This is a genomic window from Halovenus salina (assembly GCF_026410925.1).
GTDB classification, from domain to species: domain Archaea; phylum Halobacteriota; class Halobacteria; order Halobacteriales; family Haloarculaceae; genus Halovenus; species Halovenus salina.
On record NZ_CP112972.1, the window covers coordinates 2,277,769 to 2,297,156 of the forward strand.

Genomic DNA, 19,388 nt, shown 5'->3' on the forward strand with positions numbered 1-19,388 from the left:
CGGCCATCTTCTGGGCGCTCAGCGAGGCCCGGGGTGGGTCGGGGCCGACGACGACGGTACTGTCGTCCCTGTCGACGCGTGGCTTGGTTGCTTTCTCGGTATCGAGTGGCCTCGTCTCAGAACTCGCCGTTGACGATGTCGGCGACGCGCTGGCGGTCGAACAGTTCCTCGTCGACGCCGTAGGCCTGCTTTGCCGCCCGCTCGGTGAGGACCATGTTCGTAATCGGGCCCTGATAGAGGGGGCCGCCGCGGTAGACATCGCCGTTCTGAACCGCGTTCAGGCGGCTGGCAACGTCGTGGTTCTCCATGAACGAGACGATTGTGTCCTCGAACTCTGTCGCTGTTTTCCCTTCGTTGCCACGCAACAACAACAGATCGGGGTCAATTTCCAGTAGTGTCTCGTAGTCGACCCGGTCCCGGCTCGCGTGGAAGTCACCCACGTCTGTCGTCGCGAAGGCGTCCTCGACGCCGAGGTCGCGCCACTGCTTGAAGCTCGTTCCCTCGTCGATGAGATACGGCGAGAACTTCTCGGGTTCGTTGATTGGCCGTGGCCACATGATGGCAACAGCGGGTCGTTCGTCCTCGGACGGCACGATGCTCTCTACGTTGTCCTGGAACTGGTTGTGTAACTCGACGAACGCCTCGTATCGCTCGCGTTCCTGGAACAGCTCGGCCATTTTCTCGAAGGCGTCGTACACCGAGAGGAACTGGTAGTCGTGCCACTCGTATCCCCGCGAGAAGCTGCTGTTCCCGAGAAACGGCGTCCCCGCCGACTCAATCTGTTCGATATCGCCTTCTTCCATCGCATCGCTCCGGTTGACGATGAAGTTCGGGTCCATGACGAACACGTCGACATCCTCCTCAAGTGAGAGGAACTTCTCGGTGTCCAGGGCGCTCTCCCACAGCGAGCCGATTTCGCTCTGGTCGACACTCACGTCCGGAATCTCGTCGTAGAGCTGGGTGTGATACCGCTGGGACAGATAAACTGTCTCCGGCGGGTCCTGGCCGAGCGCGATCCCCATGTCGGCCCAGCTTCCGTTATTCGCTGCCCAGGTCTCGGGGACAGCGTCGAACTCGACGGTCCCCACAGACTCCATCGTCACCGAGTACGGCTCCTCACCGTCGCTGGAGTCGGGGGTATCCTCACCGTCGCTCGATGTCGGGGTATCTGTTCCGTCTGTCGGCGTGTCGTCGCCGTCAGCTTCGTCTCCGCTCGTTTCGTCGTCGCCGTCGCTTCCGCCGATACAGCCCGCGAACGCGCTGGTTCCGGCGACGATTGCACCTGCTCTTAACACCTGTCTCCGCGTACTGGACCGTTTTCCCATGTTTTAGGCTAGCCTAAAAAATTTAAAAGGATTTCGGAGTGAGCCCGACAGAAGCCTGCCCAGTGGGTTACTCCCAGAGAGTCAACCCGTGGTTCGTAAGTGCTTTACTCATCTAGGTGGCTCTAAAACATACGACCAGCGAGACCAGAGACAGCTCGCCTGAGTTGTCATGGTGCTCACACAGGAGACCAACCTCCTATTGCTTGAGGAGTAAATCACACTGCTTTTACTTTAGGCTAGCCTAAATACAGTCGACGCCAGCCCAGACGCGGCCGAATCTTCGGGACGCGCCGATGGCTGGACAGCGCAGCTTCGAGGAGACAACCATGACAGAAACCAATTCATCCGACAGCGATGAGGCGAACGAGCGAACGACTATCAGGTCCGGCCGCGACTTCGAACAGGAGTACCGGCTGGACACCGAGGCAGCCGGTGACTTTCTCGTTGCACTCGGAGAACAGCTCAAATCGGACGACGAGCTGACGCTGACGACCGATAAGTGGGAACTCCCCTTCGCGTTCGGCGAGCCCACGACGCTCGAGATCGACTACGAGGGCGTCGACGAGCCCGAACTAGAAATCGAACTCGAACTACCGGGGCGGACCGACGACCCGGCACCGGAAATCAGCTGACTACTCGGCGTGTGTCGCCGAGTCGAGCACAAGCGTGTCGTCTTCGAGGTAGTGCTCGACGTGGTGGGTGTGTTCTTCGATAGTCTCGAGCTGTTCGCGCAGCATCTGGGCCGTCGCGTGGTCGCCCAATCCTGCCGCGAGTTCGATGTGTTCGCGGTAGCTCTCGATGATGTCGCCCATCATCTCAAGGTCGTTGTGTAGCGAGGTCCGAATGTCGTAGACGTCCTCGTCCTCGGCCTCGACGGTCGCCTCCTCGGCGAGGGTTGTCATGCTGGCGTTGGGGACGCCACCCAGCGCCTGCAGCCGCTCGGCGAGTTCGTCGGCGGCGTCCTCGACGTCCTCGTAGACCTCTTGGAGGAAGACGTGAATGTCGAGGAACTCTGCGCCTTCGACGTTCCAGTGGTGTTTGTGCAGCTGGTGGTAGAGGACGTACGCGTCCGCGAGATCGGTGTTCAGTGCGTCGATAATCTGTTCTGCCTTCTCCGGGGCAAGGCGGAGCGCGTTTTCTTCGACGGTGTCTGCTTCCTGCTGGACTGTCTTCTGTGTGCTCATCGTATCCACTCGTTGTGCCCCTATCTACTTAAATATTATCAATTTTAGTACACTTTTCGCCCAACCTAAACCTCGGCTACAGATCGGCCACGTGTGGGATCGATTCTCTGTGAGCGAAACACGTCGTGGGGTTTTTGTCGGATTTGGTTCAACGTATGCACAATGCGTTCAGTTCCCGCTCGTATCGCCCGGACCGAGGTCCGTCGGACCCTTCGGAACATCCGTACCGACCGGACGAAGCTGCTGGTCTTCGCCATGCTGGGACTGGTTCTGGTGGGGCCGGTACTTCTGTTCGGGTCGCTGTTGCTCTCGACGGCCGGTGAGGAGTTGGTCGCCGGCGAGATTGGGAGCGAGGACCTCGAAATCATCGGCAGTACGCTCCTGGGTGTGGTTGCGACGGGGATAGCCGGCCTCGCGGTGTTCGCGACAGCGCGGACCGTCACGACGGTCGCCAATATCGACGAACCAGCCGCGTTACTCATCTCGACACGGCTGGAAAACGTCGTCGCCGGGCTGGTTCTGGGCGAGATGACAGTCGTGTTGCTCTGGCTCGCCGGCCCGGTACTCGTGTTGTCGAGTGCGTTCGCCTGGGGCGCTGGGGCACCGCTCGTGCCGGTTGCGGCACTCATCGCGCTCGTGGTCGCCGTTGGCGTCGCCGTCTGTGTCGGGTTCGTCGTCGGCATCTGTCTCCGGCATCTGCTCACAGTCTACGAGCCAATCGCACAGTATCGGACGGTCGTGTTCGCCCTCGTCGGGGTCGCCTACTTCGCGAGCATTGCCTTCGGCTGGTTCAACAGAATCACCGCGCTGGTGTTTGAGGTGCTCGGCGACAGTCCGCTCGGTTGGCCGGGCCATCTTGTGTTGGTCGTGACGCCTGTCGTCGACGGCGTGGTACTCGAAGCTGCTGTCGGCGTCGTCGGAGCGGGGGCTGTCGCGTTGGCCGCGCTCACGGCCGGGGTTCGACTCGGCGAGATTCACTGGTTTGCCGACCCTGCCTCCGACGACAGCGAGACCATCGAATCGGACGACCGTCTCGGGAACCTGCTCTCCGGGTTCGCAACCCGACCGGTCAGGACCGTCACCGTGACTGCGATTCGCCGGGCACGCCGGGCACCTGTTCGCCTCTTCTACGTGGCGTACCCCCTGATTGGTGCAGTCGCCTTTATTGGGGACGCTATCGACTCCGGCGAGATACCCGTCTTCGCCGCCGTTCTGTTTGCCGTCTACGTCGCCTGGGCAGCGGGCGCACTCTTTACGCTCAATCTGCTCGGCGACCATGGACCGGCGCTGCCGGCGGTGCTCACCGCGACTGTCTCGGGCCGTGAGGTCGTGGCGGGGACGGTCCTCGCAAGCGTCATCTGTATGGTGCCCCTCGCGCTGGTGGTCCCGGCGATCGCAGGTCTGTTGAGCCCGTTGACGGTTTCGGAGACGGCGCTGCTGACGGTCGGAGCCGTCATCGGAACACTCGTCTCGCCGATACTCGCCGTCGGTGTCGGCGCTGCCTTCCCGCGGTTCGGCGAGGTTCGTATCACTACAAACCGCGAGGCGGTGATGCCCAGCAAATCCGCGTTCGTGCTCTACTCGCTGGCTGTGTTACTCCCGATTGGAGCCGGAGCGGTGCTTCGATTCGACGACGGTACGGAGCTGGTCGCGGCGGTGCTCTCGGGCATTATCGCGGTTGTTCCACGTCTCGATTTCACGGTCCCCGAAAGCGTTGTCACCGGCGCTGCGGTGGCCGTCCTCGCCGCCGGAGTGCTCGCGCCGGTGCTCTCGGTCGGCTACGCCGTTCGTCGCTTCGAGGAGTACCGGCCCGACTGATTACGCCATCTGCTCGGCGGCCTCTTCCTCGGTCGTGACCGCGAGAAACGCGTCTTCGAGGGTGGCGCTTTCGCCGGTTTCGGCGCGGGATTTCAGCATCTCCGGGTCGCCCTCGGTGACGAGATTGCCGTCGTGGAGCACACCGATTGTGTCGGCGAGTTCGTCAACCACGGGGAGGATATGTGTCGAGAGGAAGATCGTCATCTCCTGGTCGGCCAGCTCGGCGATGGTGTCACGCATCGTCCGGGCTGCACGCGGGTCCAGCCCGCTCGTGGGTTCATCGAGGAAGGCAACGGCTGGCTCGTGGAGGACCGCCTGGATGACACCGATTTTCTGGCGCATCCCCTTTGAGTAGCCACCGATGCGCTTGTTCGCGTCCTCGGCAAGGTCGAAGCGGTCGAGCATCTCCTCGATACGTTCGCTCGCCGTCGACTCGGGTAGGTCACGGAGACCGGCCATGTACTCCAGTTGCTCGCGGCCGGTCAGTTCGTCGTAGATTGGCGGGTCTTCGGGCAGATAGCCAATTTGTGCCGACACCGCCTCGCGGTCCTCGATCGAGTGGCCCGCGACGCGAGCAGTGCCGGAAGTGGGTTGGGTCAGTGTCGTCAGCAGGCGCATCGTGGTCGTCTTGCCGGCCCCGTTCGGGCCGAGAAAGCCGTAGACACTGCCCGCCGATACCGACGTGGTGACCCCTGCGACGGCGACGGTCTCGCCGTAGCGCTTGGTCAGGTCGTCCATCTCGATAGCCGGGGTCGTCATATGGGTATCTCTGTCCGCGACCGGTATAAAACCGTCAGCCGACCCTCACACAGAGAAACGCCGCGTCTGAGGTTCCGACAGCTTTATCGCCCGAGATTGACAGAGATTGTCTATGTCGACGGTACGCACACTCGGTCGACTGCTTGTGGTACTGCTCGGTGTTGGACTCGCCGCCAGCGCTGGAATTGGTCTCGTCTGGGCCGTACCGGAGTTCACCGGACTCGGCCTTCTCGATACGCTTCTGATAGCTGTGATTGCCGTCGGTGGATTCGTGTTCGCGGCCCGCCTCGCTGGGGAGCTATTCCCAGCGTACAACGTCGCCGAAGTCGCGGTCGAGGATGTCATCACGCGGGACGGCGACGGCGGCGGTCCGCTTCCGGTCGGTGGCGGCGGTGCTTCGGCTGACGACATCGTCGAGCAAATCGAGGAGGCAGACCGAGACAGCAACGCAGAGGCGCTCATCGTGAAACTCAACACTCCCGGCGGCGCGGTTGTGCCGAGCGAAGACATCCGCCAGGCCGCCGAGGAGTTCGACGGGCCGACCGTCGCCTACGCCGAAGATATGGCCGCAAGCGGCGGCTACTGGATTGCCAGCGGGTGTGACGAGTTCCACGCCCGCGAGGCCAGCATCGTCGGCTCCATCGGCGTCGTCGGCTCACAGCTCGGCCGGACCGGTCTCGCCGAGAAGGTCGGCCTGGACTACCGACGCTTTGTCGCCGGCGAGTACAAGGACTCACCTTCGGTCTGGCGCGAACTCGAAGACCGCGAGGTAGAGTACTTCCAGGGACTGCTCGACGACTGGTACGACGCCTTCGTCGACACTGTCGTCGACGGCCGCGACCTCGACGAGGAGTTCGTCCGCGACACGGAGGCCCGCATCTACATCGGCGAGGAGGCCGCCGAGAATGGCCTCGTCGACACCTGCGGGCCGCGCGAGGTGATGGAAGACCGCCTCGCATCGAGCCTCGGCGTCGAAGAGATCTCCGTCGAGACCTTCGAGCCCGACCAGGGCGTGACCGACCGTATCGGGATGGGTGCCCGCTCTGTCGCTCGTGCGTTCGGCGCTGGCGTCGCGAGTGTCCTTGTCGGCGACGACGTGCCTCGTATCCGTACCTGATTCTCACAGGGTGTGGGATTTCGCTCAATCGCTCAGTTGCAGTGTGGACTGATCGCTAAGGAAACTACTCGAGCGAAATGATATTTGACCTAGTCTGCAAGATGTAACACGCGTACCGGTCATGGTACCTGGTACCAATACTTGCTGCCATACCGTAGCAGGTCAGCCGATTATATACAGAACAAACTGCAGAACAAAAGAGCCCAGAATCCGCAGACCGAAGAGGAACGCCAGGATACCCAGTATCGTCATCAGAATCGGTTTCAGCAATCGGCGGACCGTTGCAGCTCTGTCAGTGTCGGTAAGAAGAAACCATTGTGGGTCATTACCGCGGCGTACGGGCGCATTGAACGCATTAGCCATTGTTGTGATGGGTCGATTCGTAATCGGGCCGTAGACGTGGATCCTATCACCAGCGGCAACTCGCTGCTCGATGTACCGTCGTGGTTTGTCTTCCCCGACCCGCTCGATATTTCTCCGCCGCTGGTACGACGCGATCTGCTCGCCGGGCGTCGATCCCCACCCGACATCGATAGTGTCACGTGATGCAAAAAACAGCGTGGCAGTCGCAGGGTCAACTTCAACACCGCCAGTGTCATCTTCGAACCGAAACGGGACACCGTCGCGATCACTGTAGATCGTCTTCCACCTGCCGCCGGTATTGGAACTCCCACTCCGATACTGCTCGATCTTACACCCGTAGGCCAGACACGCCGTTGCGGTAAACGGCGACTCGACCTGACCGTCTGTTCTAACGGCTTCTCCCTCCAGTTCGACGATTCCGTCAGTGTTTTTCGCCTCCCTTACTGAGGCCGTCGTGCTTCTCAAGACAACGGTTGTCCAGTATAACGGCTCGATTCCCTTGTATATCAAGTAACTACCGGCTACGAACGTAACTATCCCAACCGCCAACGCAACAAAGAAGCCTGCCATGTCTAGTTAACTTATTCAAAATATAGCAAATAGAAAACATAAATAACGTGCCGGTTTAATTGTCGGTCTTACCATTGCCGCCAATTCGTGAGTTGCTATCAGCGTGCCAGCTGTGAATCAACGCAGAGTTGCCTGATACGCGCTCCGTGATCCCATCGTCTTCGTTCTATCACGATGATGCATGTACCCTCTAAGTCTTGCACTGGGTTTCTGATGGAACACAGAGAGGTCCCAATTCGTTGCGGTACATGTGTCCACTGCACTGACCATCTCCAGCGTGACGTTCGAGTTGTGTAAGAAGTCGTCATTCACTCGGGAGTGCTGTGAATAGGCCACCAGTAGTACTATGAAATCACCGTGGTAAATTGGAGGTAATGAGACGCCGCCGCTTTCTCTACACCAGCCTTGGCACTGGACTCACTCTCGGACTCGCCGGGTGCTCAACCGGCTCTACTGATGAAAGCTCGCCAACCGAGCGAGCCACCAGCACAAGCACAGAGGACGGAACCAGCACAAGAGAAACAGCCACCCCCAACAAAGACCAGCCAACCGAAACACCGAGTGAAAACGAGGCAACCGAAGAAGACCCAGACGATACTAACACAGATGAAGACGACCAGCAAACAGAAGAAGACCCAGAAACCGCTGTAAGATACTTCTTCGAAGACGAAACCGGGACACTCGGCCACCTCGCCGACGACGACATACCGGACGACTACGACAACGTAATCACCAACACCACGACAGAGGAAGAATACCAAGAAAAACAGAGAAATGATCGACAGTACCCAGAAGGAATGGAAGAAGGCCAGCTCACAAAGACCGTCGACGAAATGATCGAGAGAGCAGAGGAGATATACAACAACCCAGAAGAACACATCGAGGCAGAGATATACGACGACCTTGACCTCGCCGCAGAGGACGACGAAATAACATTCACACGCGCACTCATAAAGGCCACACAGGAAGCAGGCGTCACCTCATCAGGACTAGCAAACATCGTAGTAGCAAATATCGCAGAAGACGCTATCGAACAAATACAGCCAGGTTTCACAGACTACAAGCTCTCAACACTACCAGCAACAGAACCTGCAAATCCAGGTAAAGAGGGACACAGCGGCGGCGTAAGAGAAAACGAATTTGGGCACAAGTATGGGAACTCAGGGTTCAGACACATGCCTGGCCTACTCCAATACCAGAAAGACGGAGAAACCAAAGTCAAATACGCCGAACAAACAGATGCCACAAACGTTAACATATTCAGAAGAGTTATCAGAAATCCGGATTTCTCATTATACCGTTCAAGCCTAGAACAGGACACAGTAAATGTGTCACGAGATTCAAAGCCGGGCGATTCAGGACACATGTTCCCAGAACATTATGTAACAGCACTTGACTACACGAAAGCCAGAGAACTAGAAAAAAAAGATGAAGATTACTTCAGATTTGGTATGAACGATGATGGCGGATATAACTCCCTAGGAGACTATCTAGTCCAAGCAATGATAGAAACTGTAGACGATATGGGAATTACAAGGTACGATAATAACCCAGACAGAACCAACATTGAAATCCCTGCTGATGGAAAATTAGTTTCAGATGAGTTTGGAGAGTCTTTAGAAAATTATCCAACAGATCCTTCTTCAGAAAAGAGACAAGATTTCAAAGAGGTAGGAAGAGGTCTCTATCAGCTATTCCAAGAAGAAGGATGGGACGCTTCGATAGCATTGACCGGAACGCTAGAAGACCCTGAAATACTGCCAACAGATCAGGAAACTGTAAACCCAGTCGATCACATCAAAGAGCTCACTACCCTGTCCAGTAGCCGCTGAATAGTTGTCTTCGATACTTGGATAGAGTTCGAACGGAGTGAACCGGTAAGTTCTGTTCTTGGCGGCCGGAGTTTGATGCTTACCAGTCGCTGTCGGCGGCGGATCGCCGCCGACGCGACAGCGTTGCCACTCACGACCGCTGTCCTCATTTGGGGCAGCTACCGGAAGAACCGGTCGTCAAGCGGTTGGTTCGCTGGGACAGCTCTGCGGACGCCAAGTGCTGTCCAGGCTGCCCGGAGTACCATCTCACAGAACTCTCTGAACGGCCATTTCCAGAGGCGGCGCCCCCCGCGGCGGGGCGCCGCCACGTATTGCCAGTGGAGATACCGCCAGCTGTTCTGGAGCAGCAAGCTCACGATAAACATCACCAGTCGCAGACCAGCGTCCTGCGAACTAGTGAACGCGAGACTCTGTTTGGCTAATCGATAGCTCGATTCGATGCCGAAACGTTTGCTGTAGTGCTCTCGTGCATCTCGTGGCGTGTCGATGAACGGCGCGTCAGCGGCGTAGCCGTGGCGCGCCACCCCGTGTTCGTCGTACCGTCCTTGTTGGTAGACACAGTCGATGAACACAGGGAACGTTACCTTGCCGGCGAGATCGTGTTCGATCTCGCGGCTCCAGCCTCTGTTGAGTTCCTCCTGGATCGCCTCGCCCCACTTGACAATCGGCATGACGTAGGCGTAGTTGTGCGCGTACAGCAAGCTGAGACAGGTGCTGTTGTAAAATCCGCGGTCAAGGTAGACGGCCTTGACGGCCAGGTCAAGGCCGTCGAGAAGTTCGAGAAACTCTGCGAGGACATCGCTAGTCGTCTCACCGTCAACCAGCTGACGAACTGCCAGTGTGTAGCGCTTGTTGCGCACCCGCGCGTAGAGCGTGGCATAGGCGTGAAACGCGGTGGTTCCTCGTTTCGCCTGTGAGAAGTACAGAGCCTCTGTCTCGTCTTCGTCACCGTAGTAGGGATCGAGGTGGAGGTCGACGACGACCTCCACCGGCCGATCCGGCAATGTCTCAAGCGCATCTCGTTGTAAGAGCATGTCTCCAACTGCCTCGACAGTATCTAGGTCGAACTGATCGGTGAGATATCCTCGGACGGTATTGGCATGCGGCGAGTCGTCTGTCGTTTCGCAGACGTGATTGATCGAGGTCCCGCCGGCGCTGGCGCCGGCGAGGACCTCATACAATGTCTCCGTAGAAACCTTAACGTCTTCTCCGAGATCTACCGCAAGTTCCTTCTCAAGACTGTTGACGACAAAATTAAGCAGGTGCTCTTCCTCTATCTTGTTGTCTGCTTGTGGTTGTTGCACATCTTCCTCAAGCAGACGCTTCCTCTAACTCGATGTGATCGACTGAAACCAGGTAAGACAGGATCAGGCATACGACGAAGTAAGAGAAAGAGTAGTTGACTAAATGCTACCGCTAGAATCATGTGACGGCTATGTTCCGTTAGTTCTTGGTCCAAGAGCAGACTCTGTTCTCTCGGACAGTTTCTCCTGAAATCCAGTCTGGATTCGATTCACAGTATGGTCCTCTGTACTGACCGGTTCCAACGTGCTGTTCGAGTTGTATGACAAGTTGTCATTCACTCAATAGCGATGTGGACTGACCGCTGAGGGTGTTGGCAACTTTTGTATCTTTTCTGAACGCCGTACAAGATTGAGGGAACGAATGCAGGATAGAGTAGTACGTCGGGACTGGTTCCGATCTGAGCAGTCGTTTACAACATTCACCGTTTAGCAGTCAGTGGTACAGGTCGCCACTTCGACCACGTACTCGTTGTTCGCTTCGTTTTCCGTAACTCCAACGATTTCACCTTCCTCGGGGACTGCAAGTCCAAGCATCCATTCGGGAATGGTAGCGCTTTCACCGGGGGATTTTTCGGTTGTACTGGGATCAAAGGGGAGGTCTGTCGTCATACCTATCTCCCATGTCACGTTGGCCGAATTGGGTACCTGAATGACCGGGGTCTCACCTAGATCAGCCGTTGTATTGTACGTGTCCCCCACCTCTAGAGGCTCACCGTCTTCTGTTTGCAGGATGAGAATATCGCCTGCACCTATCGCACCATCTCCGCCCAGACCAGCTGATACTGACTCCTGCAGTAACACCGCGGATTGCTCCTTTCCTTCCCACGTGACGGTGATATCGTCGACGTCCGGGGCCGGATCGATTTCGATGGTGGTGCCGGCTTCAATCGTCTCTGGCATCTCGGTTTCGATTATTTCGCCACCCCTTATCTCAAGATTATCTCCTTCTATTGTATTACCGGCAATGTGTGCCAACTCAACCGTCTCGCTTTCTGTTTCACTTACTTCGAGCGCTGCTGACGGTGCAGGATCGTTGATGTTCTCGCCCAGACCGAGAACGGGTACAGAGATGGTTGCTGCCAGTATGACGACAACAGCTACTAATAATATCGTGCTGATGACTGGCGAAATTCCTCGGTCTGAACCGTCCACACAGGTACGTGTTCAGTAAGTAATAATAGATGTTTTGATATAGTTTATATCCCACAACAAACACTCAATAATTATTTATTCTATACTAATCGACTGGCCCTTCTGTAGTGGTATCAATCACCAAATCCGAGTGCTACATAGAACCTCTGTACCGAGCGTCAATCACCTCCGATGTTCGTCCTCTGAGAGACTTACCGCCCGGCGTCCAGCAACCGGCGAGCGACGGTTATCGCCCAGCCGCCGAAGGCAAGCGCAGCGACCATCTCCGGGACCGCGAAGAAGTCACTCGACCCCGTCGCGGCGACGTAGCCGAGCCAGCTACCCCACGCCAGCACGTGGACGAGACCGAATCCGATTGAGATGCGGCCAAAGGCTTCGCCTCGGGCCAGCAGTCCACCGCCGTACAGTGCGTGCGTTATCGGGCCACCGACGAAAAAGCAGAGCGCGACAAGCCCGTGAGGGTCACGCGGGAGATAGAAGACGCCGACGAGCCCGAGACCGACGACAGAGAGCAGGAAGGTGACGGCGCTGAGGCGTTCGAGGACGTGTTCGGCCCGCCGCCAGAGTGGCCACGCAAACGGAAGCCCGACGACGCCGCCGGCTACCAGCCCGCCGTTAAACAGCCAGAACGTCGACGCCTCCCGGCGGCCGAGGTCTGACAGGGCCTTCGCGGTCCAGGTGAACTCTCCCGAGGAGGCAATCAGCGTCGACAACAGGACACAGCCAAGCGCGACGACCGGCGCGGCGACGCCGCTCCAGACCGCCAGCCGCTCGACTGTGTGTGTGCTCCTGTGGGCCGCTGGCTCTGTCTGATGCATGTGCCGTGTTCGTCTGTCCCACGCTAAAAGGTACCTATCGGCGACACCGTCTGGGGCGGAGGCAGCCGCCCGTGCTGGGTTCTGTCTCCTCGTCTGTCAGGGGCACAGGAGGTCTCCGAGAGACTCACCACGGCAGGTTTTTCACGGTCCGGTGTCGTTCTCGAAGTGTGCTCGCGGTCGAACTCCACGCTCACTCCGAGGCCTCTTACGACGGCCGAGACTCCGTCGAACTTCTCCTCGAACAGGCCCGGGCCGTCGGCCTTGACGCGCTTGCGGTCACCGATCACGACGAAATCTCGGCCAGTCTCGACGCCGCTGAGTTGGCCCCGGAGTACGACCTGGTCGGCATCCCGGGGATGGAGGTGTCGACCGCTGACGGTCACGTTCTCGCGCTCGGTGTCACAGAACTCGTCCCCGCTGGGATGGGCTTCGGTGAAACACTCGAATACATCCGTGAACACGGCGGAATCGCCGTTGTCCCCCACCCATACCAGGAGTCACGTAGCGGCGTCCTCGCGAACATCAGCCCCGACCAACTCACTGCCGCTGACGCTGTCGAAGTGTACAACTCTCGGCTGGTGACAGGATTCTCGAACCGACAGGCCCGCCGGTTCGCACGCAAACACGACATGCCAATGACGGGCGGGAGCGACGCACACATCTGTGAGATGGTTGGGCAGGCAGTCACGTGGGTCGACGCCGACGAGCCGAGCGTCTCGGGGATTCTCGACGCAATCCGTGAGGGTCGGACCGATATCGACGGGAAACGGACGCCCTGGCTGGTCAGCCTCAGACAGGCTGCCGGTGGGGTGCGCCGTCGCATCGCCCACCGTCTCGGACTCGATACCGACGAGACATCCGGCCGTTAGTTCGTCTTCCCGTCGGGGTTGTCGTCCTGGGTTGGTGGCTCGACACCCTCGGCGGCCTCGATTGTGGCTGTCGTCTTCTCTGTGTTGACGTGCCAGCGGTCGACGGCTTGCTCGTAGTCTGCCAGCTTGTTCGAGACACGTACCTTGAGGTCGTCCTCGTTGACGTTCACCTCGAAGACGTACTCCGTGCGGTCGCCGCCGGAGATGCGCTGGATGTTCGCGGAGATGAGGTCGTTGTCGAAGTAGTACGGCGACATCTGGGTCATCACGTTCTCGTAGACGGTATCCTCGACCTTCCGGATGGCCTTGCGGCCTGCCGAGTCGGCCGCACGCGCCACATAGTCGATGCTCTCGCCCCACTTGTTGACTGCCTCGTCGGGCTCGTCGAGGTTCTCGTAGGATTCGGCGAGTTTCTCGCCGGCCGTCTGGAGGTCTTCCTCGGGTTTCTTGCCCTCTTTCTCTCCCTTTCCTTTTTCGAGGTGGGCCTGCTCTGCGGTCTTTTTGCTGACGTCCTCGTCGAGGCGCTCGTGGCTCTTTGGCCGCCACTCGTCGAACTCCTCGAGTGCCTCCTCGTCGAGGTCGTCCTCCTCGGCGAGTTCTCTGAGTGCCTGGACGATCCGCTCGCCGTGTTCAACGACAGTCACCCAGCCGCCACGGATCTTGAACCCCGAGACGCTCTCTTCCATCTCCTCCATATGCAGGGAGACTCTGTACTCAGTGGATATGAAAGCGACGGTGGGGTTTCTCTCCCTGCTCTGGCATTACTCGGTAAACAGGTCTAAGTACCGACCGTCGAAACGACGAGATATGACACTCGAAGAGCGCGACCACGCCTCGGTCGTCACGCACGCGCTCGCACAGCACGTGCTCACGGACCTTCGCAGCGTCGAGACGAGCCAGGTCGAGTTCAGGAAGGGACTGGTCAAACTCGGCCGACTCTGTGGCTACGAACTCATTGACAGCCGGTTTCCGACCGAGACCGGAACCGTCGAGACGCCGCTTGCCGAGACCCCGGCGACCCGCGTCAGCGGGCTCGAGGACGTTGTCATCGTCAACGTTCTCCGGGCGGCGACGCCGTTTGTCGAGGGGCTCCTCAAGGCCTTCCCGACCGCCCGCCAGGGCGTCATCTCCGCCAGCCGCGACGAGGACGCCGGCATGGGCGAGGACGGCGAGTTCCCCATCTCGGTCCAGTACGTCAAACTGCCCGACATCGACGAGGACGACACCGTCATCATCGCCGACCCGATGCTCGCCACCGGAAGCACAATGGTTACTGTCCTCGACGAGATACTCGCCGACGGGACGCCAGAGTCGTGTTTCGTCCTCTCGGCGGTCAGTGCGCCACCAGGGCTGGAACGAATCACCGAGGCGTTCCCCGAGGTCGAACACGTCACCGTCAGCATCGACGAGAAACTCGACGACGACGGCTTCATCGTCCCCGGCCTCGGTGACGCTGGCGACCGCGCCTTCAGGACGACGTGAGCTGAGTCAGGGCTCCATCGCGCCGGTGATACGGACGACATCCGCGCTGTCGAAGGATTTGTAGTACAGCCGTAGCTCGTATATCTCTCCGTTCAGGTAGTCTCCCGAAAACTCGAAGTCTGCGCCAATATTCATATTACCCATGCTTATCTCGCCCGGGTAGGTGCTCGTGTTCTTCTTGTCGCCGTCGACGTAGAGCGTGTACTCCGAGCCATCGAACGTACCGACGACGACGTGTTGGGTGCCGGGTTCGAGCCGTCCGCCAAATATCTGCCCGCTCTGGCCTCCGCCGCTTTGGTCGACGGTGTAGACGGGTGTGTAGCCGTCGCCTCCGGTACAGACGGATACCTGTTTGTGGTCACACGGCTTCAGCTCGAGGAGCCAGTTGTCGCTGCCGCTTTTGTGTTCGACGAGTTCCTGTTTTTTCACCTCGTCAGCCCGATACGCAACGGCGATAGTGAACTCGTCGACATCGACGGGGGCGCTGATGTCTGTCACCTCGACGTAATCACCGGAGCCATCCAGCGCGAGACCGTTCGCGGTCCAGTCCGGGTCTCCTCTCAGGTCCCCATCGTTTCCGTTGCCGGATTCGTCGGACAGCACCGACCCGCTCCCGTCGAACGTGTAGTAACTGGTAAAGTCGCCGATACTGTCGCGACTGTCTGCCTGTTGGTTGACCAGCACCGACCGCTCTTCGTCTGTCGAGACGACCGTAATCTCGTCTCCTGGGGCGGTCGGCAACAGAACTGGTTCCCCGACCGAGTCCGGGCCGACTTCTGCAATCCGGCGGCCGTTCAATTTGACGACCGCTTCGGTCCCCATCGCGATTGGCCGAATCTCCAGTCCGACCGGCGTCTGCTCGTACTCGAAGGCGGCGTCCGCACTCGGTGAGCCTGTTTTGTCGAGAAATGTCAACGAAACAGTCACCAGGACGACCGAGATGATAATCACCACTGCCACGAGCAAAATATTCCCGATGATGGGTGACGCGGCCCTGCCGTGTTCGCCCCCTTCGCTGTCCATACTCCCGGTTAGGGTACTGGTGTGAAATTTCTTTCTCGACACCGCGGACAACAAATCATGGCTTCGACAGCCGTCGTACCCCTGCGTTTCATGTGGAAAGCCACAGGCATACAACCGGATTATATTCGTGTCACGCCCTCACGTGGCCTTCAATTCAGCGACAACGATATGAACAAAACGTCATGCGTCGAACGAGGGCGGCTCCAGGCGAAACGGGGCTAGTGGGTAAAGAAAGCGCCGTTGCTGTCAGTGCCTGTAGTGTCCACGAGTGTCCGCTTGGATCGGAGGCTAGCTGTCGGGAGAATCAAACGAGGCTCGGCCGCTCGTGGCGCTCCGGATGCGGTCGCGCAGGTTGGCTGCGTCTGCCTCGGGGACCGAAACCGCGAACTCGACGGTTTCGGCGTAGTCGGCCTCGAACTCGACGCCGGTCGATTCCAGGATTCCGCGGACAGTTCCGGAGTCGTCGTACGCGACGGTCACCACGAACCGCTCGTGGGGGCGCTGTTCGACGATACCGGCATCGTCGAGAGCGTCTTTGACCGCACGGGAGTACGAGCGCGCGAGGCCGCCGACGCCGAGGTTGGTGCCGCCGTAGTAGCGGGTGACGACGGCGACGACGTTCTCGACTGCCTCCTGCTGGAGGACGTTGAGCGTGGGCTTGCCGGCGCTGCCGCCGGGCTCGCCGTCGTCGTCTGCGTACTCTCGAAGCGGCTCAGCCCGGACGCGGTAGGCCGGGACATTGTGGGTCGCGTCGGCGTACTCTTGACGGATGGCCTCGATGAACGAGTCGGCGGCCTCGACTGTCGTGGCCGTGTCGATATGGCCAATGAACTCCGAGCCTCGTATCTCGAACCGAGCCCGGCCGCGGCCCGCCACCGTCCGGTAGCGCTCGCTCATGCCAGCTCGATACGGCGGACGAACGACAGCTCGTGAATGTCGTTGATGAGGTTGCCGGGCAACTCGTCGTCGATGATAACATAGAGCCGGGGATGGTCGGTGAACTCGGGATCCTCGCTGATAACCTGCCGGATGGTGAGGTCCTGGCCTGCAATCTTGTCGGTAACTGCGGCGACGATGCCAGACTCCTCAGCGTCTGGAACTGTGACCGTTAGCACGGTCAAATCCAGCACCGGCGCGAGGTCCATCAGACTCGGGATGGCAGAGATATTCTGGAAGATCGGACGAAGCTCGTCGTCGTCGAGGATAGCGTCTGTCGTCGTATCGACCACGCGGCGGTCAACGCCGACCTCGCGGGCGATGCCAGTGTTTGGAATCTCGATGCCGCCCGAGACCACCCGTCCGTCGTCGTTGACCGAGAACCCGCGCTCCAGTAACAGCCGGATGACCTGTTGTTGGCTCGGAGAATCCGCGAACTTGTCCATAATCTCGTCGAACATTGGTGGCACCTCGGACGCCGACAGTAAAGATGTTCGTGAAGCCAAGAGCAGAGCCGACGCTGGCGAGCCGTCTAGAGCGTCCCTGGAACTCCACACGTTCATGTACCACGACGCCCGAGTCGGAGACATGAAACAGGCAATCGTCGCGCGTGCCGACCTCGGGATGGGCGAGGGGAAACTCGCCGCACAGGTCGCCCACGCTTCCCTGCAAGCCTACGAGGAGGCCTCGCCGCGCGACCAGCGCGAGTGGAAAGGTAGCGGGCAGAAGAAAATTGTCCTCCAGGCGACCGGCGAGTCCGAGCTGTTCGAACTCGCAGAGCGCGCCCGCGTCGAGGGACTTCCCAACGCCGTCATCCGAGACGCCGGGCACACACAACTTGAACCGGGGACTGCGACGGCGCTGGCTGTCGGACCCGCGCCCGAAGAGGCGGTTGACGCCGTCACCGGCGACCTCTCGCTGTACTGACTGCGTGTGTCGTGTCGGTTCCTGCCGGGGTAAACACATAAGCGAGAGGGGACATATCCAGGGTATATGGAAGAGGAGACCTGGCGCTCGGTTTCGGTCATGGAAGATAAGAATGGAGAGCCACACGTACTCCAACAGAAAGTCGAGGTGTACACGTCGGGGGTCGACGAGGAGTCGCCGGGATACACGAAGCCGGTGATGAAACACCGCATCGTCCCGGTGAAAGAGGTCGTCGAGTTGTGAACGGCTAAAGGTCCGATTCTACCCGGATGAGAGGCTCAACACAGCCGTCTGCGAATCTTTCACAATTTTCTGTTACTGTCGCTGTCAATAGCAAAGTCTAACCGGCGCGCGTCAAAAGGAATGAGTGATGCCTACAGTAGAATACCTCAACTACGACGTTGTGGACGACAAGGGTTGGGACATGTACAACCCCGATGTCTTCGAGAAAGCTGCCGAGGAAGGCCTCAGCGACGAGGACTACGGTACGCTTGATGTCAACCAGGGCGAGTACATCCTCGAAGCCGCGGAAGCACAGGGGTACGACTGGCCGTTCTCGTGTCGTGCCGGTGCGTGTGCAAACTGTGCCGCCATCGTCATCGACGGCGAGATCAACATGGACATGCAGCAGATTCTCTCCGACGAGGAAGTCGAAGAAAAAAATGTCCGCCTGACCTGTATCGGCTCTGCCGAGACCGACGAGGTAAAAATCGTCTACAACGCGAAACACCTCGACTACCTGCAGAACCGCGTCATCTGAAGTGACAGACTCCCCCTTTTGTGGGGGTCATCAGACGAGCCGACACAGCATCGCATAAACTCTTTTGCAGTATCTTCCCCGTTGCCGAACTGTTTTCAGGCGGTACCCCCGACTCTGGCTATGGACCTTTCTCTCGTCGACCTCTCGCCGATACCCGACGGTGGCACTGGGACAGATGCGTTCGCGAACACGGTTGAGGCCGCACAGCAGGCCGAACGCCTCGGCTACGACCGGTTCTGGGTTGCCGAACATCACGGAATGGGTGAGACGCTGGCAGGAACGACGCCCGAAGTGTTGCTCGGCCACCTCGCGGCCGAAACGGAGTCGATTCGACTCGGCTCTGGTGCTGTCTTGCTCAACCACTACAGCCCGTTCAAAGTCGCGGAGGTCTTTGGGACGCTGGACGCGCTTGCGCCCGGCCGCATCGACGCGGGACTCGGGCGTGCAAACGGGCCGGCCGCCGCCGACCGTGCCCTCGAAACGAGCCGTCACGTCGAGAATCCAGACGAGAACCACGCCGAGAAAATCGAGGCGGTCATCTCGCATCTCTACGACGAGTTCCCTGACGAACACGACTACAGCGACCTGAAGATTCCTCGTTCCGGCACGGAGCCGCCGGTTCCGTGGGTGCTTGGGTCCAGCCCGTCGAGTGCGGCAATAGCCGGGAAACTCGGGGTTCGGTACTGTTTTGCGGGATTCATCCGCCCGCAGTTTGCCACCCGTGCCTTCGAGGAGTACCGCGAACAGTTCCAGCCGTCACCGCTAGGTGGCGGCATTGACGAACCACAGGGGATAGTCGCGGTAAATGCGGTCTGTGCTGATACCGACGAACAAGCGGCACGGCTCCGTGCGGTGGCAGAAGCATCCTACAAACGCATGCGACGGGGCGAGGTCGGGACGACACCCTCTGTCGACGAAGCAATCGCCGAACTCGGCGGTGTTCCCGAGCCAACTCCCGAGCGGCTGGGAGACGGTGAGTGGCCACGGGCGATTTCTGGCAGCCCCGAGACGCTCGAGACGCTGTTGACACAGCTTGCTGATCGAGTCGGTGTCGACGAGGTGATGATTCAACAGGTCGCCGATAGCCACGAGAACGCGCTTCGGTCTCACGAGCTGCTGGCGGAGGGCCTCGGCATCACGCGGTGACCG

Annotated in this window: 21 protein-coding genes; 10 read left to right on the plus strand and 11 right to left on the minus strand. The window is 59.3% G+C overall.

What is annotated here, in order from left to right:
- Positions 1-116 precede the first annotated feature (116 nt).
- On the minus strand, positions 117-1,325 hold the full coding sequence (locus OSC37_RS11405; RefSeq protein WP_267161572.1) for an ABC transporter substrate-binding protein: 1,209 nt from the start codon (positions 1,323-1,325) through the stop codon (positions 117-119).
- A 326-nt stretch (positions 1,326-1,651) separates the two neighbouring features.
- On the opposite strand from OSC37_RS11405, the gene OSC37_RS11410 reads away from it, so the two are divergent.
- Positions 1,652-1,957, plus strand: a complete 306-nt coding sequence (locus tag OSC37_RS11410) for an amphi-Trp domain-containing protein (protein ID WP_267161573.1) — start codon at positions 1,652-1,654, stop codon at positions 1,955-1,957.
- Here the strand turns inward: OSC37_RS11410 and dpsA are convergent, their stop codons facing one another.
- Positions 1,958-2,509 carry a DNA starvation/stationary phase protection protein DpsA gene (dpsA, locus tag OSC37_RS11415; RefSeq protein WP_267161574.1) on the minus strand — a complete coding sequence of 184 codons (552 nt, stop codon included), beginning with the start codon at positions 2,507-2,509 and terminating at the stop codon, positions 1,958-1,960.
- A 162-nt stretch (positions 2,510-2,671) separates the two neighbouring features.
- On the opposite strand from dpsA, the gene OSC37_RS11420 reads away from it, so the two are divergent.
- Complete coding sequence (locus tag OSC37_RS11420) at positions 2,672-4,327, plus strand: hypothetical protein (protein ID WP_267161575.1); 1,656 nt, start codon at positions 2,672-2,674, stop codon at positions 4,325-4,327.
- Here OSC37_RS11420 and OSC37_RS11425 read toward each other — a convergent pair whose 3' ends face one another.
- Positions 4,328-5,086 carry an ABC transporter ATP-binding protein gene (locus OSC37_RS11425; protein WP_267161576.1) on the minus strand — a complete coding sequence of 253 codons (759 nt, stop codon included), beginning with the start codon at positions 5,084-5,086 and terminating at the stop codon, positions 4,328-4,330.
- 112 nt (positions 5,087-5,198) lie between these two features.
- Here OSC37_RS11425 and sppA point away from each other — a divergent pair, with 112 nt between their 5' ends.
- Positions 5,199-6,203, plus strand: coding sequence for a signal peptide peptidase SppA (gene sppA, locus OSC37_RS11430; protein WP_267161577.1), 1,005 nt, complete (start codon positions 5,199-5,201; stop codon positions 6,201-6,203).
- Between the two features lie 162 nt (positions 6,204-6,365).
- On the opposite strand, the gene OSC37_RS11435 is transcribed toward sppA, so the two are convergent.
- Entirely contained in the window at positions 6,366-7,136 is a 771-nt protein-coding gene (locus OSC37_RS11435; protein ID WP_267161578.1) for a hypothetical protein, read from the minus strand.
- Positions 7,137-7,510: 374 nt separating this feature from the next.
- Here OSC37_RS11435 and OSC37_RS11440 point away from each other — a divergent pair, with 374 nt between their 5' ends.
- Entirely contained in the window at positions 7,511-8,968 is a 1,458-nt protein-coding gene (locus OSC37_RS11440; RefSeq protein WP_267161579.1) for a hypothetical protein, read from the plus strand.
- A 158-nt stretch (positions 8,969-9,126) separates the two neighbouring features.
- Here OSC37_RS11440 and OSC37_RS11445 read toward each other — a convergent pair whose 3' ends face one another.
- From OSC37_RS11445 to OSC37_RS11455, 3 genes are all read right to left on the minus strand, one after another.
- Complete coding sequence (locus tag OSC37_RS11445) at positions 9,127-10,272, minus strand: ISH3 family transposase (RefSeq protein WP_267161524.1); 1,146 nt, start codon at positions 10,270-10,272, stop codon at positions 9,127-9,129.
- A 426-nt stretch (positions 10,273-10,698) separates the two neighbouring features.
- Entirely contained in the window at positions 10,699-11,424 is a 726-nt protein-coding gene (locus tag OSC37_RS11450; RefSeq protein WP_267161580.1) for an archaellin/type IV pilin N-terminal domain-containing protein, read from the minus strand.
- A 191-nt stretch (positions 11,425-11,615) separates the two neighbouring features.
- On the minus strand, positions 11,616-12,242 hold the full coding sequence (locus OSC37_RS11455; RefSeq protein WP_267161581.1) for a DUF998 domain-containing protein: 627 nt from the start codon (positions 12,240-12,242) through the stop codon (positions 11,616-11,618).
- A gap of 167 nt (positions 12,243-12,409) precedes the next feature.
- On the opposite strand from OSC37_RS11455, the gene OSC37_RS11460 reads away from it, so the two are divergent.
- On the plus strand, positions 12,410-13,111 hold the full coding sequence (locus OSC37_RS11460; RefSeq protein ID WP_267161582.1) for a CehA/McbA family metallohydrolase: 702 nt from the start codon (positions 12,410-12,412) through the stop codon (positions 13,109-13,111).
- Here OSC37_RS11460 and OSC37_RS11465 read toward each other — a convergent pair.
- Positions 13,108-13,806 (minus strand): DUF5828 family protein, encoded by a 699-nt coding sequence (locus OSC37_RS11465; protein ID WP_267161583.1) that lies wholly within the window; start codon positions 13,804-13,806, stop codon positions 13,108-13,110. The genes OSC37_RS11460 and OSC37_RS11465 overlap by 4 nt on opposite strands.
- A gap of 112 nt (positions 13,807-13,918) precedes the next feature.
- Between OSC37_RS11465 and upp the strand changes: the two genes are divergently transcribed.
- Positions 13,919-14,593, plus strand: a complete 675-nt coding sequence (gene upp / locus OSC37_RS11470) for a uracil phosphoribosyltransferase (RefSeq protein ID WP_267161584.1) — start codon at positions 13,919-13,921, stop codon at positions 14,591-14,593.
- Positions 14,594-14,599: 6 nt separating this feature from the next.
- Here upp and OSC37_RS11475 read toward each other — a convergent pair whose 3' ends face one another.
- The 3 genes from OSC37_RS11475 to trpY form a co-directional block, all read right to left on the minus strand.
- The gene (locus tag OSC37_RS11475; protein WP_267161585.1) at positions 14,600-15,616 is read right to left on the minus strand and encodes a LamG domain-containing protein; all 1,017 of its coding nucleotides are present in this window, start codon (positions 15,614-15,616) and stop codon (positions 14,600-14,602) included.
- Between the two features lie 288 nt (positions 15,617-15,904).
- The gene (locus OSC37_RS11480; RefSeq protein ID WP_267161586.1) at positions 15,905-16,513 is read right to left on the minus strand and encodes an IMPACT family protein; all 609 of its coding nucleotides are present in this window, start codon (positions 16,511-16,513) and stop codon (positions 15,905-15,907) included.
- Positions 16,510-17,013: a TrpY family transcription regulator gene (trpY, locus tag OSC37_RS11485; RefSeq protein ID WP_267161587.1), complete on the minus strand. Its 504-nt coding sequence runs from the start codon at positions 17,011-17,013 to the stop codon at positions 16,510-16,512. Before trpY ends, OSC37_RS11480 begins: the two co-directional genes overlap by 4 nt.
- Positions 17,014-17,140: 127 nt before the next feature.
- Here trpY and pth2 point away from each other — a divergent pair, with 127 nt between their 5' ends.
- The 4 genes from pth2 to OSC37_RS11505 all read left to right on the plus strand — a co-directional run bounded on the left by pth2 (position 17,141) and on the right by OSC37_RS11505 (position 19,385).
- Positions 17,141-17,479 carry a peptidyl-tRNA hydrolase Pth2 gene (pth2, locus tag OSC37_RS11490; protein ID WP_267161588.1) on the plus strand — a complete coding sequence of 113 codons (339 nt, stop codon included), beginning with the start codon at positions 17,141-17,143 and terminating at the stop codon, positions 17,477-17,479.
- A gap of 66 nt (positions 17,480-17,545) precedes the next feature.
- Complete coding sequence (locus OSC37_RS11495) at positions 17,546-17,722, plus strand: hypothetical protein (protein WP_267161589.1); 177 nt, start codon at positions 17,546-17,548, stop codon at positions 17,720-17,722.
- Between the two features lie 127 nt (positions 17,723-17,849).
- Positions 17,850-18,239, plus strand: a complete 390-nt coding sequence (gene fer, locus OSC37_RS11500; protein WP_267161590.1) for a ferredoxin Fer — start codon at positions 17,850-17,852, stop codon at positions 18,237-18,239.
- Between the two features lie 120 nt (positions 18,240-18,359).
- Positions 18,360-19,385, plus strand: a complete 1,026-nt coding sequence (locus tag OSC37_RS11505) for an LLM class flavin-dependent oxidoreductase (RefSeq protein WP_267161591.1) — start codon at positions 18,360-18,362, stop codon at positions 19,383-19,385.
- The last annotated feature ends 3 nt before the right edge of the window (positions 19,386-19,388 follow it).